The organism is Variovorax boronicumulans, from assembly GCF_009811375.1.
In the GTDB taxonomy this organism is placed as follows: domain Bacteria; phylum Pseudomonadota; class Gammaproteobacteria; order Burkholderiales; family Burkholderiaceae_C; genus Variovorax; species Variovorax boronicumulans.
In genome coordinates, this window is the sequence record NZ_BKDH01000002.1 from 244,090 (window position 1) to 262,896 (window position 18,807).

14 protein-coding genes are annotated in these 18,807 nt (G+C 71.5%); 5 read left to right on the top strand and 9 right to left on the bottom strand.

Annotation, left to right across the window (positions count from 1 at the left end; translation table 11 throughout):
* The first annotated feature begins 105 nt into the window (after positions 1 to 105).
* Complete coding sequence (locus VHAB30_RS21000) at positions 106 to 1,050, top strand: SMP-30/gluconolactonase/LRE family protein (RefSeq protein ID WP_159278506.1); 945 nt, start codon at positions 106 to 108, stop codon at positions 1,048 to 1,050.
* On the opposite strand, the gene VHAB30_RS21005 is transcribed toward VHAB30_RS21000, so the two are convergent.
* Complete coding sequence (locus VHAB30_RS21005) at positions 1,047 to 1,952, bottom strand: LysR family transcriptional regulator (RefSeq protein WP_159278507.1); 906 nt, start codon at positions 1,950 to 1,952, stop codon at positions 1,047 to 1,049. The two genes, VHAB30_RS21000 and VHAB30_RS21005, sit on opposite strands and share 4 nt — an antisense overlap.
* Before the next feature lie 234 nt (positions 1,953 to 2,186).
* Between VHAB30_RS21005 and VHAB30_RS21010 the strand changes: the two genes are divergently transcribed.
* Positions 2,187 to 2,432 (top strand): DUF2798 domain-containing protein, encoded by a 246-nt coding sequence (locus VHAB30_RS21010; protein ID WP_070060049.1) that lies wholly within the window; start codon positions 2,187 to 2,189, stop codon positions 2,430 to 2,432.
* A 7-nt stretch (positions 2,433 to 2,439) separates the two neighbouring features.
* Here the strand turns inward: VHAB30_RS21010 and VHAB30_RS21015 are convergent, their stop codons facing one another.
* The 4 genes from VHAB30_RS21015 to VHAB30_RS21030 all read right to left on the bottom strand — a co-directional run bounded on the left by VHAB30_RS21015 (position 2,440) and on the right by VHAB30_RS21030 (position 10,162).
* Entirely contained in the window at positions 2,440 to 3,492 is a 1,053-nt protein-coding gene (locus tag VHAB30_RS21015; RefSeq protein ID WP_159278508.1) for an aldose epimerase family protein, read from the bottom strand.
* Positions 3,489 to 4,442 (bottom strand): alpha/beta hydrolase family protein, encoded by a 954-nt coding sequence (locus VHAB30_RS21020; protein ID WP_159278509.1) that lies wholly within the window; start codon positions 4,440 to 4,442, stop codon positions 3,489 to 3,491. Before VHAB30_RS21020 ends, VHAB30_RS21015 begins: the two co-directional genes overlap by 4 nt.
* On the bottom strand, positions 4,439 to 9,226 hold the full coding sequence (locus VHAB30_RS21025; protein WP_159278510.1) for a CapA family protein: 4,788 nt from the start codon (positions 9,224 to 9,226) through the stop codon (positions 4,439 to 4,441). Before VHAB30_RS21025 ends, VHAB30_RS21020 begins: the two co-directional genes overlap by 4 nt.
* A gap of 81 nt (positions 9,227 to 9,307) precedes the next feature.
* Positions 9,308 to 10,162, bottom strand: coding sequence for a LysR family transcriptional regulator (locus VHAB30_RS21030; RefSeq protein ID WP_159278511.1), 855 nt, complete (start codon positions 10,160 to 10,162; stop codon positions 9,308 to 9,310).
* Positions 10,163 to 10,305: 143 nt separating this feature from the next.
* On the opposite strand from VHAB30_RS21030, the gene VHAB30_RS21035 reads away from it, so the two are divergent.
* Positions 10,306 to 11,280, top strand: a complete 975-nt coding sequence (locus VHAB30_RS21035) for a DMT family transporter (protein ID WP_159278512.1) — start codon at positions 10,306 to 10,308, stop codon at positions 11,278 to 11,280.
* A 3-nt stretch (positions 11,281 to 11,283) separates the two neighbouring features.
* Here the strand turns inward: VHAB30_RS21035 and VHAB30_RS21040 are convergent, their stop codons facing one another.
* From VHAB30_RS21040 to VHAB30_RS21050, 3 genes are read right to left on the bottom strand one after another with little or no spacing between them, the layout of a single operon-like run.
* Positions 11,284 to 11,667, bottom strand: coding sequence for a PaaI family thioesterase (locus VHAB30_RS21040; RefSeq protein ID WP_095743667.1), 384 nt, complete (start codon positions 11,665 to 11,667; stop codon positions 11,284 to 11,286).
* A 46-nt stretch (positions 11,668 to 11,713) separates the two neighbouring features.
* Complete coding sequence (locus VHAB30_RS21045; RefSeq protein ID WP_235926877.1) at positions 11,714 to 12,244, bottom strand: GNAT family N-acetyltransferase; 531 nt, start codon at positions 12,242 to 12,244, stop codon at positions 11,714 to 11,716.
* A gap of 2 nt (positions 12,245 to 12,246) precedes the next feature.
* Positions 12,247 to 12,849: a helix-turn-helix domain-containing protein gene (locus tag VHAB30_RS21050; RefSeq protein ID WP_159278514.1), complete on the bottom strand. Its 603-nt coding sequence runs from the start codon at positions 12,847 to 12,849 to the stop codon at positions 12,247 to 12,249.
* A gap of 159 nt (positions 12,850 to 13,008) precedes the next feature.
* On the opposite strand from VHAB30_RS21050, the gene putA reads away from it, so the two are divergent.
* Positions 13,009 to 16,749 (top strand): trifunctional transcriptional regulator/proline dehydrogenase/L-glutamate gamma-semialdehyde dehydrogenase, encoded by a 3,741-nt coding sequence (putA, locus tag VHAB30_RS21055; protein ID WP_159278515.1) that lies wholly within the window; start codon positions 13,009 to 13,011, stop codon positions 16,747 to 16,749.
* A 6-nt stretch (positions 16,750 to 16,755) separates the two neighbouring features.
* On the opposite strand, the gene VHAB30_RS21060 is transcribed toward putA, so the two are convergent.
* Positions 16,756 to 17,148 (bottom strand): carboxymuconolactone decarboxylase family protein, encoded by a 393-nt coding sequence (locus VHAB30_RS21060; RefSeq protein ID WP_062481171.1) that lies wholly within the window; start codon positions 17,146 to 17,148, stop codon positions 16,756 to 16,758.
* Positions 17,149 to 17,314: 166 nt separating this feature from the next.
* Here VHAB30_RS21060 and VHAB30_RS21065 point away from each other — a divergent pair, with 166 nt between their 5' ends.
* Positions 17,315 to 18,784 (top strand): YadA family autotransporter adhesin, encoded by a 1,470-nt coding sequence (locus tag VHAB30_RS21065; protein WP_159278516.1) that lies wholly within the window; start codon positions 17,315 to 17,317, stop codon positions 18,782 to 18,784.
* Positions 18,785 to 18,807 lie beyond the last annotated feature (23 nt).

An 18,807-nucleotide genomic window follows, 5' to 3' on the forward strand; every position in this document is an offset into this window, starting at 1 on the left:
ATTGCAAAACACATATCAATCGATGCAGTTATTTTCAATTTCTATTATCAATATGCCTTGATACGATCCGCCGCGTCAAGGCGACATGACCGACAGAAAGAACAAATGAACATGCAAGAGACAAGCGCCCCTTCGTCCCCGCTCGCGGCCCCGCGCGTGCTCAGCACCCCCGAGTGCCTCTGGCCGGCCGCCGCCGACCTCGGCGAAGGCACGCTGTGGTCGGTGCGCGAGCAGGCGCTGTACTGGATCGACATCCTCCAGCCGCGCCTGTTCCGCTACGACCCGGCCACGGGCGCGCAACGCACCTGGCACTTCGACGAAGAGATCACCGCCATCGCCGAGCGCGCGTCGGCGCCGGGTCTGTTCCTCACGCTGCGCCGCGGCTTCGCGCTGTTCGACACCACCGTGCCCGGCGACACCACGAAGCCGCGCTACCTGCACCAGCCCGAACCCGAGCGCACCGGCAACCGCTTCAACGACGGCAAGTGCGACAGCCGCGGCCGCTTCTGGGCCGGCAGCATGGACTTCGACTGCAAGGCGCCCACCGGCGCGCTCTACCGCTTCGACGCCGACGGCCAATGCACCCGGCACGACGACGGCTTCGAGGTGACCAACGGGCCGACATGGTCGGGCGACGGCCGCACCATGTACTTCAACAACACGGCGATCAACAAGCTGTACGCCTACGACTTCGACATGGACGCCGGCGCGGTGTCGAACAAGCGCGTGTGGCACCGCTTCCCGAAGGGCGACGGCCTGCCCGACGGCATGACCACCGACGCGGCCGGCCGCCTGTGGATCGCGCACTGGGACGGCGCCTGCGTCACCTGCCACGACCCGGTGAGCGCCACCGAGCTGTGCCGCATCTCGCTGCCCGCGGGCAACGTGACCGACTGCGCCTTCGGCGGTGCAGACATGCAGACGCTCTACATCACGACCGCGCGCAACGGCCGCACCGAAGAGCAGCTGCAGGGCGAGCCATTGGCCGGTGGGCTGTTCTCGGTGCGCATCGACGGCCCGGGCGTGCCGGCGGCGATGTTCGCCGGCTAGGCGCCCTCGCGCGGCTGCAGCGACGGCAGGTGCGCCGCCGCGAAATCGGCGAACAGCCGGGCCCGCGCGAAGCTGCCGCGGGATGAAGGCCACACCGCGTGGACCGGAATCCTCGGCGACTCGAACTCGGTCAGCACCAGCTCGGCCTGCCCGCTGTCGAGCAGGTCGCGGATCTGCCACAGCGGCGTGAAGAACAAGCCCAGCCCGCTCAGCACGGCCGCATAGATCGCGGCGGTGTTGTCGGCCCGGAAGCGCCCCGCCACCTTGACGCGCTGCAGCTTGCCGTCGACCGTGAAGGGCCAGTGCGCGTCGCTGCCGTGCGTGGTGCGCACCACGCACTGGTGTTCGGCCAGGTCTTCGGGCCGCTGCGGCCGCCCGTGCCGCGCGAAGTACGCCGGTGAGCCGAACACCACCAGCCGCAGCTCGCCGAGCGGCTTGGCCGCCAGTTCGGAATCGGGCAGCTCGCCGATGCGGATGGCCAGGTCCAGCTCGCCTTCGATCAGGTCCACGAAACGGTCGGAGGCCGTGAGCTCGACCTCCATGTCCGGGTAGCGCTGCATGAACGCGCCGATCAGCGGCACCACGAAGGCCGGCGCGAACTGCACCGGCGCGGCCACGCGCAGCAGGCCCCGCGGCGAGGCGAGCTGGCTGCTGGCCTCGACGGCCGCCGCATCGAACTCCGCCAGCGCGGCCTGCACGCGGCGGTGGTAGGCCAGCCCCACTTCGGTGACCGACGACTGCCGCGTCGTGCGGCGAAGGAGTTGCACGCCGAGACTGCGCTCGAGCACGCTCAGCGAGCGGCTGATCGACTGCACCGAGCGCCCCAGGTGCCGGGCCGCCGCGCTCTGGCTGCCGTGGTCGACGATGGCCACGAAGGCCCGGATGTCCTGAATCTGGTCCATGGATTCTCTCGGTCTGGATGAAGGTCTATGGCGGCGCGCGTGGATTCCCGATGGCGCCTGCCGTTCGTATCTTCGAGGCCTCGCGGTCGCAGGCCGCATGGCCAAAAAACGAAGGAATCATTCCATGAAACGACGACACAGACCCACCGTGCCGGTGATCGGCGCCGACGACTCAGAGGGGCTGCAACCCCGTCCGCGCACCTTGAACAACCACATCCAGGAGCTTGCCCAACCATGACCACAAGAAAACTGCCGGCCCGTTATGCGGGCATCGCCATGCCCTTCCTGCTGTCGATCTTCATGTCGTGCATCGTGGCGGGCATCTCCACGCTCAAGAGCGTGGGGCTGGCCTCGGGCCTCTTCCAGATGTGGATGGCCGCATGGGGCGTGTCGTGGCTGGCCGCGTTTCCGTCGCTGCTCGTGGTGCTGCCGGTGGTGCGCCGGATCGTGGCGGCGACGGTGCAGAGCCCGCAGCGCTGATCCGTGGTCAGCCGATGCCGAAGCGGTGCTCGGTCGTGCTGGCGAACACCTCGCCGGGGCGCAGCACGGTCGACGCAAATTCCTGCCTGTTCGGCGCATCGGGAAAGTGCTGCGTCTCCAGGCACAGGCCGTCGCCCTGGCGCAGGCTCGCGCCCGCGCTGCCGAGCAGGCTGCCGTCGAGGAAGTTGCCCGAATAGAACTGCACGCCGGGCTCGGTGGTGTGCACGTCCATCACGCGGCCCGAGGCCTCGTGGGCGAGGCGCGCCGCAAACGCCAGGCCCGTGCCGCTGCGATCGCCGTCGAGAACCCAGTTGTGGTCGTAGCCGTGCGCGCGCAGCAGCTGCTCGTGGCTGTCGCGGATGCGCGCGCCGATGCGCGTCGGCGTGCGGAAATCGAAAGGCGTGCCGGCCACCTCGCCCAGCCCGAGCGGAATGAGCGTGGCATCGACCGGGCAGTAGCGGCTCGCGGGCAGCGTCAGCACATGGTCCATCACCGAACCGCTGCCCGCGAGGTTGAAGTAGTCGTGGTGGCTCAGATTGAGCACCGTGGGCCGGTCGGTGGTGGCGCGGTAGTCGATGCGCCAGGTGTTGGCGGTGGCACTCAAGGTGTAGCGCACCGTCAGCTGCACCTCGCCGGGATAGCCCTCTTCGCCGTCGGCGCTGGTGTAGCGCAGTTCAAGGGCGAGTTCATCGGGCACCGGCACGATCTCCCAGTAGCGCTTGCCGAAGCCGGTGGTGCCGCCGTGCAGCGTGTTCACGCCGTCGTTCAGGCCCAGCTGGTGAGCGGTGCCGTCGAGCGTGAAACGGCCCGCCGCGATGCGGTTCGCGTAGCGGCCGACGATGGTGCCGAAGTGCGGGTGCGGCTTCAGGTAGTCGGCCAGCGAGGGCAAGCCGAGCACCACGTTGGCACTGCGCCCCTGCCGATCAGGCACGTGCAGCGCGGTGACGATGCCGCCGAGGTGGATGGCGCTCAAGCGCAGGCCGTGGCCGTTGTCGAGCGTGTATTCGGTGACGGGCCGGCCGTCGGGCATGGCGCCGAAGGGGCGCGAGGTGAGCGTCATCGGGCTTCTTGCGACTGCAGTGCCTCGCGCGCGCACTGCGACGCGGTGCGCAGGCCGATGCGGTCTTTCAGGTCGTGGAAGGTCGGCGGCTCGGCCGCGTAGGTCATCACCTCGACGCGGTGGCCCGCCTTGCGCACCGCCTCGGCAAAGCGCTGCTGCAGCGCGAACGGCGTGTTGCGGTCGTCGGGGTTGCCGATGAGCACGATGCGCCGCTGCGGGTCGCGCGGGATGCCGGCCACATGGTCCAGCGGGTCGTAGACCTGCGAACTGCCCGTGGTGTCGGTGCGCCCGTCCTTCGAGCGGCCGAGCAGCCGCGCGCGCTCCAGCAGGTCGAACGCGCCCGAGGTGAGCACCGCGCAGGCCACACGCGTGCGCCCAAGCGTGAGCAGCGCGGCGCCGGCCGTGGCGCCGCCGCTGTGGCCGAAGAGCACCACGCGCTGCAGCCGGTGGCGCTGCATCAGCGCTTCGAGCGCCGCATCGAGCGCATGGAACTCCACCGCCTCGCGCCGCTGGCGGTGGTCGCCCGACGAGCCGTAGGTGCCGGGGCGCGCCATGAAGATCCACGGCATGCCCGCGCGGTCGCTCGCGGCCTGCGCGTCGAGCGTGCGCAGCGGTTCGGTGTTGCCGGGAATGCGCGTGGGCGACAGGTTCATCACGCTGTCGCGGTCGCCCGAGAACTGCACGATGGCGATGCGCGCGTCGTCGATGTCGCGGCTCGCGAAGTAGCGGATGCACGACGGCCCCTCGACCGCCTGCACCCAGAGAAAGCCCGAGCGGTCGGGGCAGTTGGCGCGCACGGCGGGCTGGTTCCAGTGCAGCAGCGCGCCCTCGGCCGAGGCGGAGGCCACCGGCTCGCGCGGCGCTGCGGCCTTCGGCGCATCGGCACGCTGCGCGCAGGCCGTCTGCACGAGGGCCAGGAGTACACAGGCCAGGCGCGCGCGCGGGCTCATAGCTTCTGCAGCAGTTCGGAGATGAGGCCGAAGTCCGACTGCTGGCGGTCGCCCTTCACCAGCACCAGGTCGCCATCGCGCAGGAACTCGCCGAGGTAGCCGGTGAGCTGCGCGGCGTCTTCGAAGTGTGGGCCGAGCAGCTCGGCCGGCACCTCCTCGCGCAGCCAGCGCATCTCGGCGCCGTGCGTCACGAGGTGCTGGATGCCCGAGGCCAGCAGCGGCGCGGCCAGGCTGCGGTGCATCGCCTCGGCTTCCTTGTCGAGGTTGATGATGCGCCCGAGCACGCCGATCTTGCGCGTCACCGGCCCGTGCGCCGCATGCTGGCAGGTGCGCACGAACTCCATCGCGTTGCGCATCGACATGACCTCGGCGTTCCAGCTGTCGTCGATCAGCGTGGCCTGCACGCCGCCCTGCGTGCGCAGCGGGCGCAGCTGCATCACCGAGGCCGGCAGGCGCACGAAAGGCATGCGCGCGCACGCGGCCTCGGCATCGAAGCCCAGCGCCAGCAGCGCCGCAAAGGCCAGCGCCGAATTGCGCACCAGCCCGGCGCTCGCGATCGGGAACAGGTACTCGACCGTGCGACCCGGCAGCGCGATGCGCACGCGGCAGCCGCCGTCGGGCTCGGGCCGCGTGTCGACGATGCGGATGTTGGCGTCGGGGCTGCTGCCCACCACCCAGATGGCGCCCGCCGTGCGCGCGGCCGCCCGCACCACCTGCATCAGGCAGGGGATGTGGTCGGGCACGATGGCCACGCCGCCGGGCTCCAGGCCCAGGAAGATGCGCGACTTGAACTCGGCCGTCTGCTCGAGCGTGGCGGTCTGGCGGGTCTGCGACAAGCCGATCTCGGTGAGGATGGCCACGTGCGGGCGCGCCACGAGCGAGATCGGGCCGCGGTCCATCCACAGCGCGCTCTGCGCCATCTCGAGCACGCACACGTCGGCATCGGCCGCGAGGTTGGCCAGCATCGCCGGCACGCCCACGCGCGAGTTGTAGTTGTCGATGGTGGTGTGCACGCGCGCCGCCTCGGGCAGCAGGTCGCGCAGCATGGCGATGGTGGACGACTTGCCGACCGTGCCGGTCACGCCCACCACGCGCCCCTGGAAGCGTGCACGCGCGGCCACACCCAGGTCGATCATGGCGCGAATCGGGTCCTCCACCTGCAGCAGCGGGAACGACGGGTCGAGACCGTCCACCGGGTGCGCGACCACGGCGCCCGCGAGCGCGTGCTGCAGCACGGGCACGTCTTCGTGGCGGTCGGGGTTGTCGGCGCGCGGCTTGCTGTAGTTCTCGTGCCTGGCGAGCGTGCGGTAGTCCGATGCAATGAACAATGCCGGCTTCGGCAGCCGCGCCATGTGCGTCGGCCCGCGCACCACCGCGTTGACGAACCAGCCCGGCGGCGGCGGCACCAGCCACTGCCCGCCGGTGACACGCTGCAGGTCGTCGGCGGTCCACACGGGCGACGGCTGCGCCGGGGCACCGGGGCGCAGCGCCGCGAGCACGGGCGCGGGGCGCTCGGGCAGCGGCGTCGGAAACTTCGGCACGCGCAGGCCGCACCACACGGGCAGCCGGCGCGCGCCCGGCAGGTCGGGCACGCTGCCGCGCACGCGCACCTCGATCTGCAGCACGTCGTTCTCGAGCAGGCCCAGGCGCGGCGCGCGCAGGCCGTAGCGGTCGCGGTAGATGCGCCCCGGCGTCCAGCGGCTGGTGGGCCACATCCAGTCGCAGGGGTCGTGGTCCATGGCCTCGCCCCAGGCCGGCATGGTGGTGCTGCGCATCGGCAGCGCGCGGAACTGCACGCGCAGGTCGGCGCTCACGGGCGCATCGGCGGTCCAGAACGACTCGACCCACAGCAGGCGCCGCCCGATGATCTGCGTCGGCGCGAGGCGGATGCCCACGAGGCGCAGCGGGCCGAACTGCAGCGGGCGAATCTTGGCGTCCTCGGGCACGGCATCGACCGACCACTCGGGCCGGGGCGCGAGCACGGGGCCGACCAGCGCGGGCGGGCGCGACGCCGACAGCGGCGCCAGCGGCGGGCGCCCGGCCGGCGCGGTGCGTTCGGGCGGCGACAGCTGCAGCGCGCAGCGCCCGTCGGGCCGCTGCGTCATCTCGGTGCCGAGCGCGCGGCACAGTTCAGCGAAGCGCGCGCTGGCGGCTTCGGCTGCCTCACCCGCGAGCTGCTGCGAGAAACCGAAGCCCACGCCCACCGGCGTGAACACCACCTCTTCCACGCCGTGCGGTCCCAGGCGCAGCGAGAACACGCCGGAGTCCGCGAGGTCGTTGCGGATGGCGTCGAACAGCAGGTCGCCCGCGTCGTGCAGGATCGGCCGGCCCTGATGGACCTCGATGCCCTGCAGCACGTGGGCCGAGGTGCCGAGCACCGCGTCGGCGCCGGCTTCGACGATGGCATGGCCGACGGCGATCTCGGCGCGCGACGGCGCGGTCTCCAGGTTCTCGCCCCAGTGCACCGCGACCAGCACCACGTCGGCTTCATGGCGCGCGGCGGCGATGCGCGGCGCGAGCGTGGCGCGCCAAGCCGCCGGGTCGTCGAGCGACAGCCAGGCCGCGCCGGGGCGCTGCGCGGTGGCGGCGAAGCGCGGCTGCGTGGCATCGAGCGAGAACAGCGCCACGCGCAGCCCACCGGCCTGGCGGAAGGCGGGGCTCAGCGCGGAATCGAGGTCGGGCCCGGTGCCGGCGAACGCGATGGCGGCGGCGTTCAGCAGCCCGTGCTGCTCCAGCAGCGCCTCGGGGCCGTAATCGCCGCTGTGGTTGTTGGCCGTGGCGACCATGTCGATGCCGGCCTCGGTCAGCACCGCAAGCATCTCGGGCCGCGCACGGTAGTAATAAGGGCCGCCCTCGTCCTTCTCGACGCCCTGCTCACCCGTGGTGGCGACCACGCATTCGAGGTTCACGATGCGCAGGTCGGCCTCGCGCAGCGCGGCGATGTCGCCGAGCATGCGGGCGGGGCCGCCGAGGTCGTGCATGCGGTAGTGCTGGCGCCGGCCCAGGTTGACGTCGCCGCCCCACAGCACGATGCCCTCGGCGCCGCGCGGCGCAGTGGGCTCGGCCGTGGCCAGCGTGAGCTGCGCGCTCAGCTGCTGCGCCTCGCGCGCTTCGAGCAGCCGGTGGTAGGCCACGTAGCCCGACAGGTAGTGCTCCACGTCGTCGATGCGCACGCGGAAGCTGTGGTGCTTGATGAAGAACGAGCCCGCGATGCGGTCGGGATGGCGGAAGAACATCGCCAGCTCGGGCCAGAAGTGGCCGTTGGCGAGGTAGCGCGCGCGGTGCTCCAACGCGCGGTCGAACTTGTGGCGGTCGAGCCCCGCGAGCAGCGGGCGCAGGGCAGGGTCGGCTTCGAGCCGCAGCACCATCTCGCGCGCGGCCATCATCAGCTCGAGCAGCGTGGGGAAGGTGGTGATGCGCTCGAGCACGAAGTCCAGGTGGCCCGCCATGTTCTGCAGGCCGAACTGGTAGTAGCGCGTCTCGGGCTTGAAGCGCGTGAGTTCGTTGACGCAGTAGCTCAGCCAGTGGTCGTGCGCGCGCCAGTGGCCCGCGGCGATGAAATGCTCGAAGGCCTTCTCGACCACCGCGAGCCAGCGCGCGTCGCGCGTGAGGCCGTACAGCCGCATGAGCCCGAAGGCCGCCTCGCCGTCGTAATAGATGATGCGGTAAGGCTCCTTCACGTCGAGCCCCGGGTGGTTGAGCACGTGCACGAAGCGCCCGGTCTCGGGGTCCTGCATGGAGCGGATGCCCAGCGCGAGCTGCTCCATCAGCGGCTGGTACTGCGCATCGCCGGTGAGCTCCGTGTACTTCACCAGCGCCAGCAGGCACACGGCGTTGCCGCCGAGCTTGATCTCGTTGCCGATGTCGACCAGGAACGCGGCCTGCGTGCCGTCGGCCAGCGTGGCGCGGCGGATCAGCCGCTGGCTCAGGAAGGCCAGCGCGCGGTCGATGGCGGCCTTCTGCACGTCGCTGCGCGTGAGCTCCCAGCCTTCGAGCATGGCGTAGGTGGAGCTGGCGTGGCGCAGCGTGTTGTAGGTGGGAATCGCGCGGTCGAAGCAGGGGAACCAGCCGTAGTGGAACTCGCCCGTGGGCTTGACCTGTTCGGCCAGGTAGTCGCTGGCCGAATCGACCAGCGTGCGCACCTGCGCCGCGTTCCAGTCGGTGAGCGTGCGAAAGCCCGCGGCCTGCCCTTCGGCCGTGAGCGGCCAGGCGCCCTCGGCATCGACGTACACGGCGCGCGTGGTGAAGCACCACACGGGCGCGGCGTCGTCGGGGGGAAAGTCGCGCTCGTCGCCGAAGCGGCGTTTCGTGTGCGTGCGCAGGTTGCCGTTGTTGGGCTCCGCGTGGTCGACCGTGCCGTTGTAGAGCACGGCGCTGCCGTGCATCTCCTGCGCGAGCAGCGCGGTCTCGAAGCGCGCGTCGAGCGCGATGCCTTCGTTGAAGTAGTTGCGCTTGGTCTGCGCCAGCCGCGCCTTCAGTTCGCCCCAGGTCATGGGCGTGGCGCGCTCGACGATCTCCGCGCGCAGCCGCTGCGCCGGTCGCTCGGCGCGCTTTGCCTTCACGGTCAGCGCCTCGGCGGCGGCCTGCCACGCGGCCTCGGTGTCGGGGCCGCGGCCCATGACGACGCGGGCGCGGCTTTCGCCCTCGCCCATCGCGAGGAACACCACGCAGCCGGCCTCGTCGGTGGCGGGCGGGGTCGGGGGCAGCGCCCCGTCCGGGGTGGCCAGGGCCTGCCTGGCGCGGTTCAACAGATCGGCGAGGGGGACGGGAGCTTGGTGAGTCATGCGCCGCGAATGATGACAGGCCACGGCGCAGCCTGCCACTGCGGAAATCCGGGGCGGCGTCGGACCCGGATCAGGCCCGGGTCACGCCCAGGCGTCGAACACCGCGCCGCGCACGGCCTCGGCCGGCGCGATCCAGCACAGCCAGGTGTGTGAGCGCCAACCGTTCCAGATCTTCAGTTCGCCCTGGCGCTCGCCCTGCTCGGCCTGGTCCAGCCGCATCAGGCCCGCGCCCATGCCGCTGGCGACCATGCTGCGGATGGCGCTCTCGCCGTCGGCGGTGACGCCCTGGCGGTAGTCGCGCCCGGCCGAGGCGAACAGCTTTTCGAGGTGCGCACGCAGGATGCACGAGGGCGGCGTGCCGACCCAGGTCAGGTCGGTGAGCTGCTCGAGCGTGAGCTCGGGGTGCGCCTGCGCCACCGCCAGCGGCAGGCCCACGGCCAGGTCGACCACGCCCAGGCGCCGCAGCTCGAAGCCTTCGAGCCGCTCGGCATCGCTGAGCACGTAGGCGCAGTCGAGTTCGCCGCGCTGCACGGCTGCGAGGGTTTCGTACGACAGCCCCTGCTTGAGCTGCAGCGTGACCTGCGGATGCTGCTGCGCCAGCGTGACCAGCACGCTGCCCAGCCGCAGCGCCACCGGATCGACCACCGTGCCGAAGCGCACCACGCCCTGCGCCGCACCGCGCAACTGGTCGGCGGCCGACTGCATGCGCATCGCCGAGGCCAGGGTGCGCTCGGCCTCCTCGAGCAGGCGTCGGCCGGCCGCGGTGGGCGACATGCCGCGCGGCGTGCGCTCGAACAGGCGCACGCCGAGTTCGTCTTCGAGCGCCTTGAGCTGCGCGCTGGCGGCCGGGGCGCTGGTGAACACGCGTTCGGCGGCGCGGGTCAGGTTGCCCTCCTTCGCGATGGCAACGAAGGTCTTCAGTTGGTACAGCTCCATGACCGCGGATTGTGAGCGCGTGCGGCGCGGCAGTCCGTTCGCTTTTTCGGAAGCCCCTGTCCAAAGAAACGAATGGCCTTCGCGGCGGGGCGTCCCCATCCTTCAGGCCACGCGCTCCCTCTTTTTTCTTGAAAGGCCTTCCCGTGCCCTCCCCTTCCTCACGCCTGCCGGGCATCGCGGCCCTGCTCTTCGCCACCGCCAGCTGGGGCAGCCTGTTCCTCGTCGGCAAGGGCGTGTTGCAGCACGTGGCGCCGGTGTGGCTCACGCTCATCCGCTACACCCTGTCGGCGTTGGTGTTCGCCGCGCTGCTGGGCCTGCGCGGCAGCGGCGGCTGGCACAAGCTGCGGGAGCACGCGGTGCCGCTGGCGCTGCACGGCTTTGCGGGCTTCGGCGTGTTCAGCATCCTGCTGTTCGTCGGGCTCTCGCACTCGGTGCCCTCGCACGGCGCGGTGCTGATCGCCACCACGCCGATCACCACGCAGCTGCTGCGCTGGTGGCTCGATGGCGTGCGCCCGACGCGCACGACCCTGCTGACCGCCGCGCTGGCGCTGGCCGGCGTGGCGACGGTGGCCGGGCTGCTGTCGCCCGGTGGCGCAGGCCTGTCGCACGACACGCTGCTCGGCGACGCCATCGCCTTCGTCGGCACGCTGGGCTGGGTGGTCTACACGCGCGGCGCGGCGCGCTTCCCGACGCTGGACACGGTGGACTACACCGCGCTCACGGTGCTGGCCTCGTGGCCGCTGCTGCTGGCCGTGGCGGTGGGCATGACCGCGCTGGGCGCATCGCCCGCGCCCGACGCGCAGGGGCTGCGCCTGTCGTGGCAGGTGCTGCTGTACGTAGGGCTGGTGCCGTCGGCGCTCGCGGTGCTGGCCTTCAACCACGGCGTGCGCGCGCTCGGCGCGGTCACGGGCACGGCCTTCCTGAACTTCGTGCCGGTGTCGGCCTTGCTGATGGGCGTGGCGCTGGGCAAGCCGCCCGCCACCCACGAGATCGTCGGCGTGGCGATGGTGGTGGTGGCGCTGCTGCTGCATGTGGCGGCAGCGAAGCGGGCAGCGACGCCGGTGGCGCCGGTCCGCGCGCCGGCGCCAGGCCAGCGCACCTGCGGCGTCACGCCCTGAACATCAGCCCTCGGCGCGGCTGCGCCGGAAGATCGCGTAGTTGCCGTTCGCCATCCCCACGAGCACCTCGCCCACGTACAGCCGCGACTCCAGGTTGGCGACGGTGCGCCCGCGGTTGAGCAGCGTGGTCCTGCAGACGACCTGGCCTTCGAACACGGGCTTGAAGTAGTTCATCTTGATCTCGATGGTGGCGCAGATCTCGCCCGCCTCGAGCGTGGGGTACAGCGCCGTGCCCATGCCCGTGTCGGCCAGCGCATACAGCACAGCGCCGTGCACGACCTCGTGCGGGTTCAGATGCTGCGGCGCGACGACCAGCGTCATGGTGCTGGCGCCGGCGGTGGCTTGCTCGCAGTGCAGGTCGATCAGTTCGGCGAAGGGGTGTTTCATGGCGACGGGAAATGAACGGACCGGCCGACTGTAGACCGCACGGCCGTCAGTCGCCGAGCGCGCGATAGAAGTAGGTGGTGCCGCACGGCGTGCCGTCGGGCAGCAGCGCGTACCCGGGGATGGTGCCCACGCGCTGCCAGCCGCAGCGGGTGTACAGCCGCTCGGCCTCGGGGCTGGAGGTGTCGAGCACCAGCAGGGTCTTGCCGTGGTCGCGCGCACGCTGTTCAGCGCCCTTCATCAGCAGCGCGCCGAGGCCGAGCCGGCGTGCGCGGCGGTGCACCAGCATCTTCGCGACCTCGCCGCGGTGCGGCTGGTTCTCGGGCTGCGCCAGCACCAGCTGCACGGTGCCGACGATGCCCGCGTCGTCCTCGGCCACGAGCAGCTCGCGCTCGCCGCGCGCCACGCCGTCGGCCACGTGGCGCCAGAAGGCCCGCGCGCGTTCGGGCGTGAGCGGCTGCATGAAGCTCACCGAGGCGCCGCCGTCGACGCAGTCGATGAGCACGTCGGCCAGCGCGTTCAGCTCGGCCTCGGTGACGGAAGAAAGGGCGCGCAGGCGCGGGGTGGTGGCAGCAGTCATGGTCATTTCCGGTTGGCGTGGGAAGGCGCGCTGGTGATGACGACCGCGTAGCGCGCCGTCTCGCGGGTGGGGTTGAAGTAGCTCGTCGGCTGGTCGAGCACGAGCGCCAGGCAGTCGCCGGCCTCGAGCCGGTGCTGCTGGTCGCCGACCGCGAGTTCGATGCAGCCTTCGAGCACCCACACCTGCTGGTGGATGCGCGGCTCGCGCGCGCCGGTTTCGTAGGCCACGCGCGCGCCGGGCGGAAACAGCACCTCGACGATCTGGATCGGCGAGGCGTCGCCGCCGGCCGAGACGTTGCGGCGCAGGTAGCCCGAATGCGGATCGCGCCATTCGAGCTGGTCGGCGCGGCGCGACACCGGGCTGGCGGTGGGCGCGTCGGACTCGAACAGCGAGGCCAGCGGCACGCCCAGGCCGGTCGCGAGTTTTTCGAGCAGCACGGCCGTCGGACTGCTCTCGCCGCGCTCGATCAGAGAGATCATGGAGCGGCTGACGCCGCAGTGCGTGGCCAGGGCGTCGAGCGAGAGATCGCGCGCGGCGCGCAGGGCGCGCACGCGCTGGGCGATGCGGTCGTTGAGGCTGGGGGTCGAAGCTGATTCTTCTTTCATATTGGATTAAATATCCAATGAAATAGAAATTCAGTCAACCCCGGGGTCGAAGCGGCTCGTCTTGGCCACAGAGACTTGCTCGTCGAAGTGACTGTTCTTTGGAGAAATATTCATGCCCATCGCTGAAATCATCCAACACATCACCACCACCGACGCACCATGAGCGCCAACGATCCCGCCCCCCTGCCCTCGACGTTTGCCACCTTCGCCGACGGCCCCGCCGCGCCTTCCGCGCTGCGCGCCCGCATCACCGCCGCCTGCCGCCCCCCCGAAGCCGAGGCACTGCAGCCGCTGCTCGACCAGGCCCGGCTGCCGGCCGATCAGGCCGCCGAAGCCCACGCCCTGGCCCATCGCATCGCCCACCAGCTGCGCCAGCGCAAGCACGGCGGCGGCCGCTCGGGCCTGGTGCAGGGCCTGCTGCAGGAGTACGCGCTGTCGTCGCAGGAAGGCGTGGCGCTGATGTGCCTGGCCGAGGCGCTGCTGCGCATTCCCGATGCCGACACGCGCGACGCGCTCATTCGCGACAAGATCGCGCAGGGCCAGTGGCAGGCGCACGCGGGGCACAGCCCGTCGGTGTTCGTCAACGCCGCCACCTGGGGCCTGCTGCTCACGGGCAGGCTGGTGGCCACGCACAGCGAGACGGGCCTGTCGGCCACGCTCACGCGGCTGATCGGCAAGGGCGGCGAGCCGCTGATCCGCAAGGGCGTGGACATGGCGATGCGCATGATGGGCGAGCAGTTCGTCACCGGCGAAACCATCGCCCAGGCGCTGGCGCATGCGCGCACGCTCGAGGCGCAGGGCTTTCGCTATTCGTACGACATGCTCGGCGAGGCCGCGCTCACGGCCGACGACGCGCGCCGCTACCGCGCAGCCTACGAAGACGCCATCCACGCCATCGGCCGCGCTTCGAGCGGGCGCGGCGTGTACGGCGGGCCGGGCATCTCGATCAAGCTGTCGGCGCTGCACCCGCGCTACAGCCGCGCGCAGTACACGCGCGTGATGGCCGAGCTGTACCCGGTGCTGCGCGACCTGGCGCTGCTGGCGCTGCACTACGACATCGGCCTGAACATCGACGCGGAAGAAGCCGACCGGCTCGAACTCTCGCTCGACCTGCTGGAGCGCCTGTGCTTCGAGCCCGCGCTCGCGGGCTGGCAAGGCATCGGCTTCGTGGTGCAGGGCTACCAGAAGCGCTGCCCCTTCGTGATCGACTGGGTGATCGACCTCGCCCGCCGCAGCGGCCACCGGCTCATGGTGCGCCTCGTGAAGGGTGCCTACTGGGACAGCGAGATCAAGCGCGCGCAACTCGACGGGCTGGCGGGCTACCCGGTCTACACACGCAAGGCCTACACCGACGTGTCGTACCTCGCATGCGCGCGCCGCCTGCTCGACGCGCCCGACGCGGTGTACCCGCAGTTCGCCACGCACAACGCCCACACGCTGGCCGCGATCTACACGATGGCCGACCCGTCGCGCTACACGCCGGGCCAGTACGAGTTCCAGTGCCTGCACGGCATGGGCGAGCCGCTGTACGAGCAGGTGGTGGGGCCGCTCGGGCGGCCCTGCCGCATCTACGCGCCGGTGGGCACGCACGAGACGCTGCTGGCCTACCTGGTGCGGCGGCTGCTGGAGAACGGCGCCAACACCTCGTTCGTGAACCGCATCGCCGATGCGTCGATTCCGCTCGACACGCTGGTGGAAGACCCGGTCGCGACCGTCGAGCGCATGGCTGCGCAGGAAGGTGCGATGGGCCTGCCGCACGCGGCCATTCCGCTGCCGACCTCGCTCTACGGCGCGCAGCGCGCGAACTCGCAGGGCCTGGACCTCGCGAGCGAAGCCACGTTGCATGCGCTCGCGGCCACGCTGCAGGCCAGCGCGAGCGAACCGTGGCGCGCGACGCCGATGCTCGCCGCGCCACGCGCCGAAGACGAAGCCGACCGCACCTGGGCCGAGGTGCGCAACCCCGCCGACCGCCGCGACCTCGTCGGCCAGGTGCAGGACGCGGTGCCGGGCGACGTGGCCTCGGCCATTGCGCAGGCCGAAGCCGTTGCCGGCGCATGGGCCGCCACGCCGCCCGCCGAACGCGCCGCCGCGCTCGAGCGCGCCGCCGCCCTGCTCGAAGCGCAGCTGCCGCGCCTGCTCGGCCTCTTGATGCGCGAGGCCGGCAAGAGCGGCGCCAACGCCATCGCCGAGGTGCGCGAGGCGGTCGACTTCCTGCGCTACTACGCGGCGCAGGCGCGCACCGACTTCGCCAACGCCACGCACCGCCCGCTCGGGCCGGTGGTGTGCATCAGCCCGTGGAACTTTCCGCTCGCGATCTTCACCGGCCAGGTGGCCGCGGCGCTCGCGGCCGGCAACCCGGTGCTGGCCAAGCCGGCCGAGCAGACGCCGCTGGTCGCCGCCGAAGCCGTGCGCGTGCTGTGGGAAGCCGGCGTGCCGCGCGCGGCGGTGCAGCTGCTGCCGGGGCGCGGCGAGACCGTCGGCGCCGCGCTGGTGGGCGACGCGCGCGTGCAGGGCGTGATGTTCACGGGCTCGACCGAGGTCGCGCGCCTGCTGCAGAAGACGCTGGCTACGCGCCTCGGTGCGCACGGCGCGCCGGTGCCGCTGATCGCCGAGACCGGCGGGCAGAACGCGATGATCGTGGACTCGTCCGCGCTGGTGGAGCAGGTGGTGGCCGACGTGATGGCCTCGGCCTTCGACAGCGCGGGCCAGCGCTGCTCGGCGCTGCGCGTGCTGTGCGTGCAGGAAGAAGCGGCCGACCGCCTCGTCGCGATGCTGCAGGGCGCGATGGCCGAGAGCTGCATCGGCAACCCCGCGCGGCTCGCGGTGGACGTGGGCCCCGTCATCGACGACGAGGCGCGCGACGGCATCGAGCGCCACATCGCCGGCATGCGCGGGCGCGGCCGGCGCGTGTTCCGCCAGGGCCGCGAGTTCGGCCACGACACGCGCCACGGCACCTTCGTGCTGCCCACGCTGGTCGAGCTGGAACACCTGGGCGAGCTGCAGCGCGAGGTGTTCGGCCCCGTGCTGCACCTGCTGCGCTACCGCCGCCGCGACCTGGGCGCGCTCATCGGCCAGATCAACGGCAGCGGCTACGGCCTCACGCTGGGCGTGCACACGCGCATCGACGAGACCATTGCGCAGGTGGTGGCGCAGGCGCAGGCCGGCAACGTGTACGTGAACCGCAACATGGTCGGCGCCGTGGTGGGCGTGCAGCCCTTCGGCGGCGAAGGGCTGTCGGGCACCGGGCCGAAGGCCGGCGGGCCGCTGTACATGGCGCGCCTGCTGTCGGCGCGGCCCGACGACGTGCTGGCGCGCGCCGTGGCCGAAGACCGCCCCGTGGCACCTGCCAGCGGCCTCGCGGCGCTCGAAGGCTGGGCGCGCGACACGGGCCGCGACGCGCTGGCCGCGCAGTGCCGCCGCTTCGCAGGCCTGGCGCACGTCGGCCGCGCACGCACGCTGGCCGGCCCGACCGGCGAGCGCAACGTCTACACGCTGCAGCCGCGCGAGGCCGTGCTGTGCCTCGCCGATGCAGAGGCCGACCGGCTCGTGCAACTGGCGGCGGTGCTGTCGGTCGGCAGCACCGCCATCTGGCCCGCCGATGCGCCCGGCGCACACGCGCTGCTGGCCGCGCTGCCCGACGAGGCGCGCCACACGGTCGTGCTCGCCAACGACTGGCGCGCGCCCACCGTGGTCTTCGATGCCGTGCTGCACCACGGCGACGCCGGCCACCTTGCCGGCGTGCTGCAGCAGGTGGCGGCGCGGCCCGGCCCCATCGTCGGCGTGCGCGGCTTCGCGCCGGGCGACACCGGCATCCCGCTCGAAAGCCTGGTGCTGGAGCGCGCGCTGAGCGTCAACACGGCCGCGGCCGGCGGCAATGCGAGCCTGATGACGATCGGGTGAACGGGCTTATTTGTCGAAGGCTGGATCGATCGGCACGCGGTAGCCGTTGACCAGCCGGTTCGTCTCGTTCGCCATGCCGACCACGGCCATCAACTCGGCGAACATGGCCGGCGTCATGCCGGCCTTCTCCGCGCCCGCGTGGTGGCTCGCGATGCAGTAGCCGCAGTTGTTGGTGACGCTCACCGCCAGGTAAATCATTTCCTTCACCACCGGGTCGAGCGCGCCCGGCGCCATCACCTCCTTGAGGCTGGCCCAGGTGCGCTTCAGCGTGGCCGGGTCGTTGGCCAGGTACTTCCAGAAATTGTTGACGTCGGGCACGTTGCGCGACGCCTTGATGTCGTCGAACACCGCGCGGACCTCGTCGGAAGCGGCGGCGTGCTCGATGGGCTGGGGTTTCATGCGATCTCCTGAAGTGTGAATGCGCGATGGAAAGCAACATTTGCTTTCGGTACCTTCACATTTATTGTGAATTAGGTCCTAGGTTCGCGCGCCCTGCGGTTCATACAGTCGAAGCGTCACACATCAAGCGCGCCATCAGGCGCCATCTCAGGGAGAAGAGAGAACCATGGAACACGTCACACAGCACGTGGGGGGCGGTGCGCGCGCCGCATTCGTCTGCAAGAAGAAAACCAGGGGCATCGCGGGCGCCGTGCTCGCACTGGCCGCCGGCCTTGCGGGCCCGTCGGCCTGGGCCGACGTGAGCCTGGGCGGCACCAGCTACACCACCGGCTCGGGCGCGGTCTGCAGTTCGGGCGGCGCCGGTCCCACGTGGGCCTGCCAGGTGCCCAACGGCAGCGGCGGCTTCGCGCTCATCACCGGCGTGCCGACCGACCCCGTGAACGGCGGCCCCGATGCCGCGGCCTTGCAAGGCATGGTGAGCGGCAACCTCGGCGGCGACGCGCTGCTGCTCGGCGGCACGGCGGCCAAGGCCACCGGCTTCGGCAGCGTGGCGGCGGGCTCCGACGCACGCGCCACCGAAACCTACGCCACCGCCATCGGCTCCACCACCGTGGCCGCGGGCGTCAGCAGCACGGCCGTGGGCAACGTGGCCCAGGCCTTCGGCACCAACGCCACCGCCATCGGCGCCAACAGCACGGCTGTCGCCACCAGCAGTGTCGCAGTGGGCGACCGCGCCACCGCGAGCGACATCAATTCGACCGCGCTCGGCGCCAACACGCAGGCACGCAAGAAGAGCAGCCTCGCGGCCGGCGACAAGGCGATTGCCGACGGCATCAACGCCGCCGCGCTGGGCGCGAACACGCAGGCGCTGGCCGACAGCGCCGTGGCCGTGGGCGACCGCGCCACCGCGGGTGCCGAGTCGGCCGTGGCCGTGGGCCGCCAGAGCACGGCCTCGGCCGCCTCGGCCGTCGCCATCGGCACGGGCGCGACGGCGAGCGCCGTCAATGGCGTGGCACTCGGCGCCGGCGCCACCGCCGATCGCGCGGGCATGGGCGGCCAGCAGGAGCGCTTCTCGAACGTCGCCGTGGGCTCCACGCAGGGCGCGGTCTCGGTCGGCAGCGCGGGCGGCGAACGGCAGATCACCAATGTGGCGGGCGGCACGCAGGCCACCGACGCGGTCAACGTGCGCCAACTGCAGGCCGTGCAGGCCGGCGCGGTCAACTACGTGACCAACGTGGACGGCAGCGTCAACCACAACCAGATCGTGCTGGGCAACGGACAGGCACCCAACGGCACCACCGTGTCCAACGTGGCGCCCGGCGTGGCCGGCACCGACGCCGTGAACGTCAACCAGCTGAACGCGCAGAGCGCGCAGTGGCGCGACGCCATCCGCGTGAACCAGCGCGACGCCAACGCCGGCACCGCCGGTGCGATGGCCATGGCCGGCATGCCGCAGGCCTACATGCCGGGCAAGAACATGATCGCGGCCGGCATCGCCGGCTACGAGGGCCAGAGCGCGCTCGCGGTCGGCTTCTCGAGCATCTCGGACAACGGCAAGTGGGTGATGAAGTTCACCGGCTCGGCCAACTCGCGCGGCAACGTCGGCGTCTCGGCCGGCGCGGGCTTCCAGTGGTGAGCCGCATGAACCCCAGCACCGCC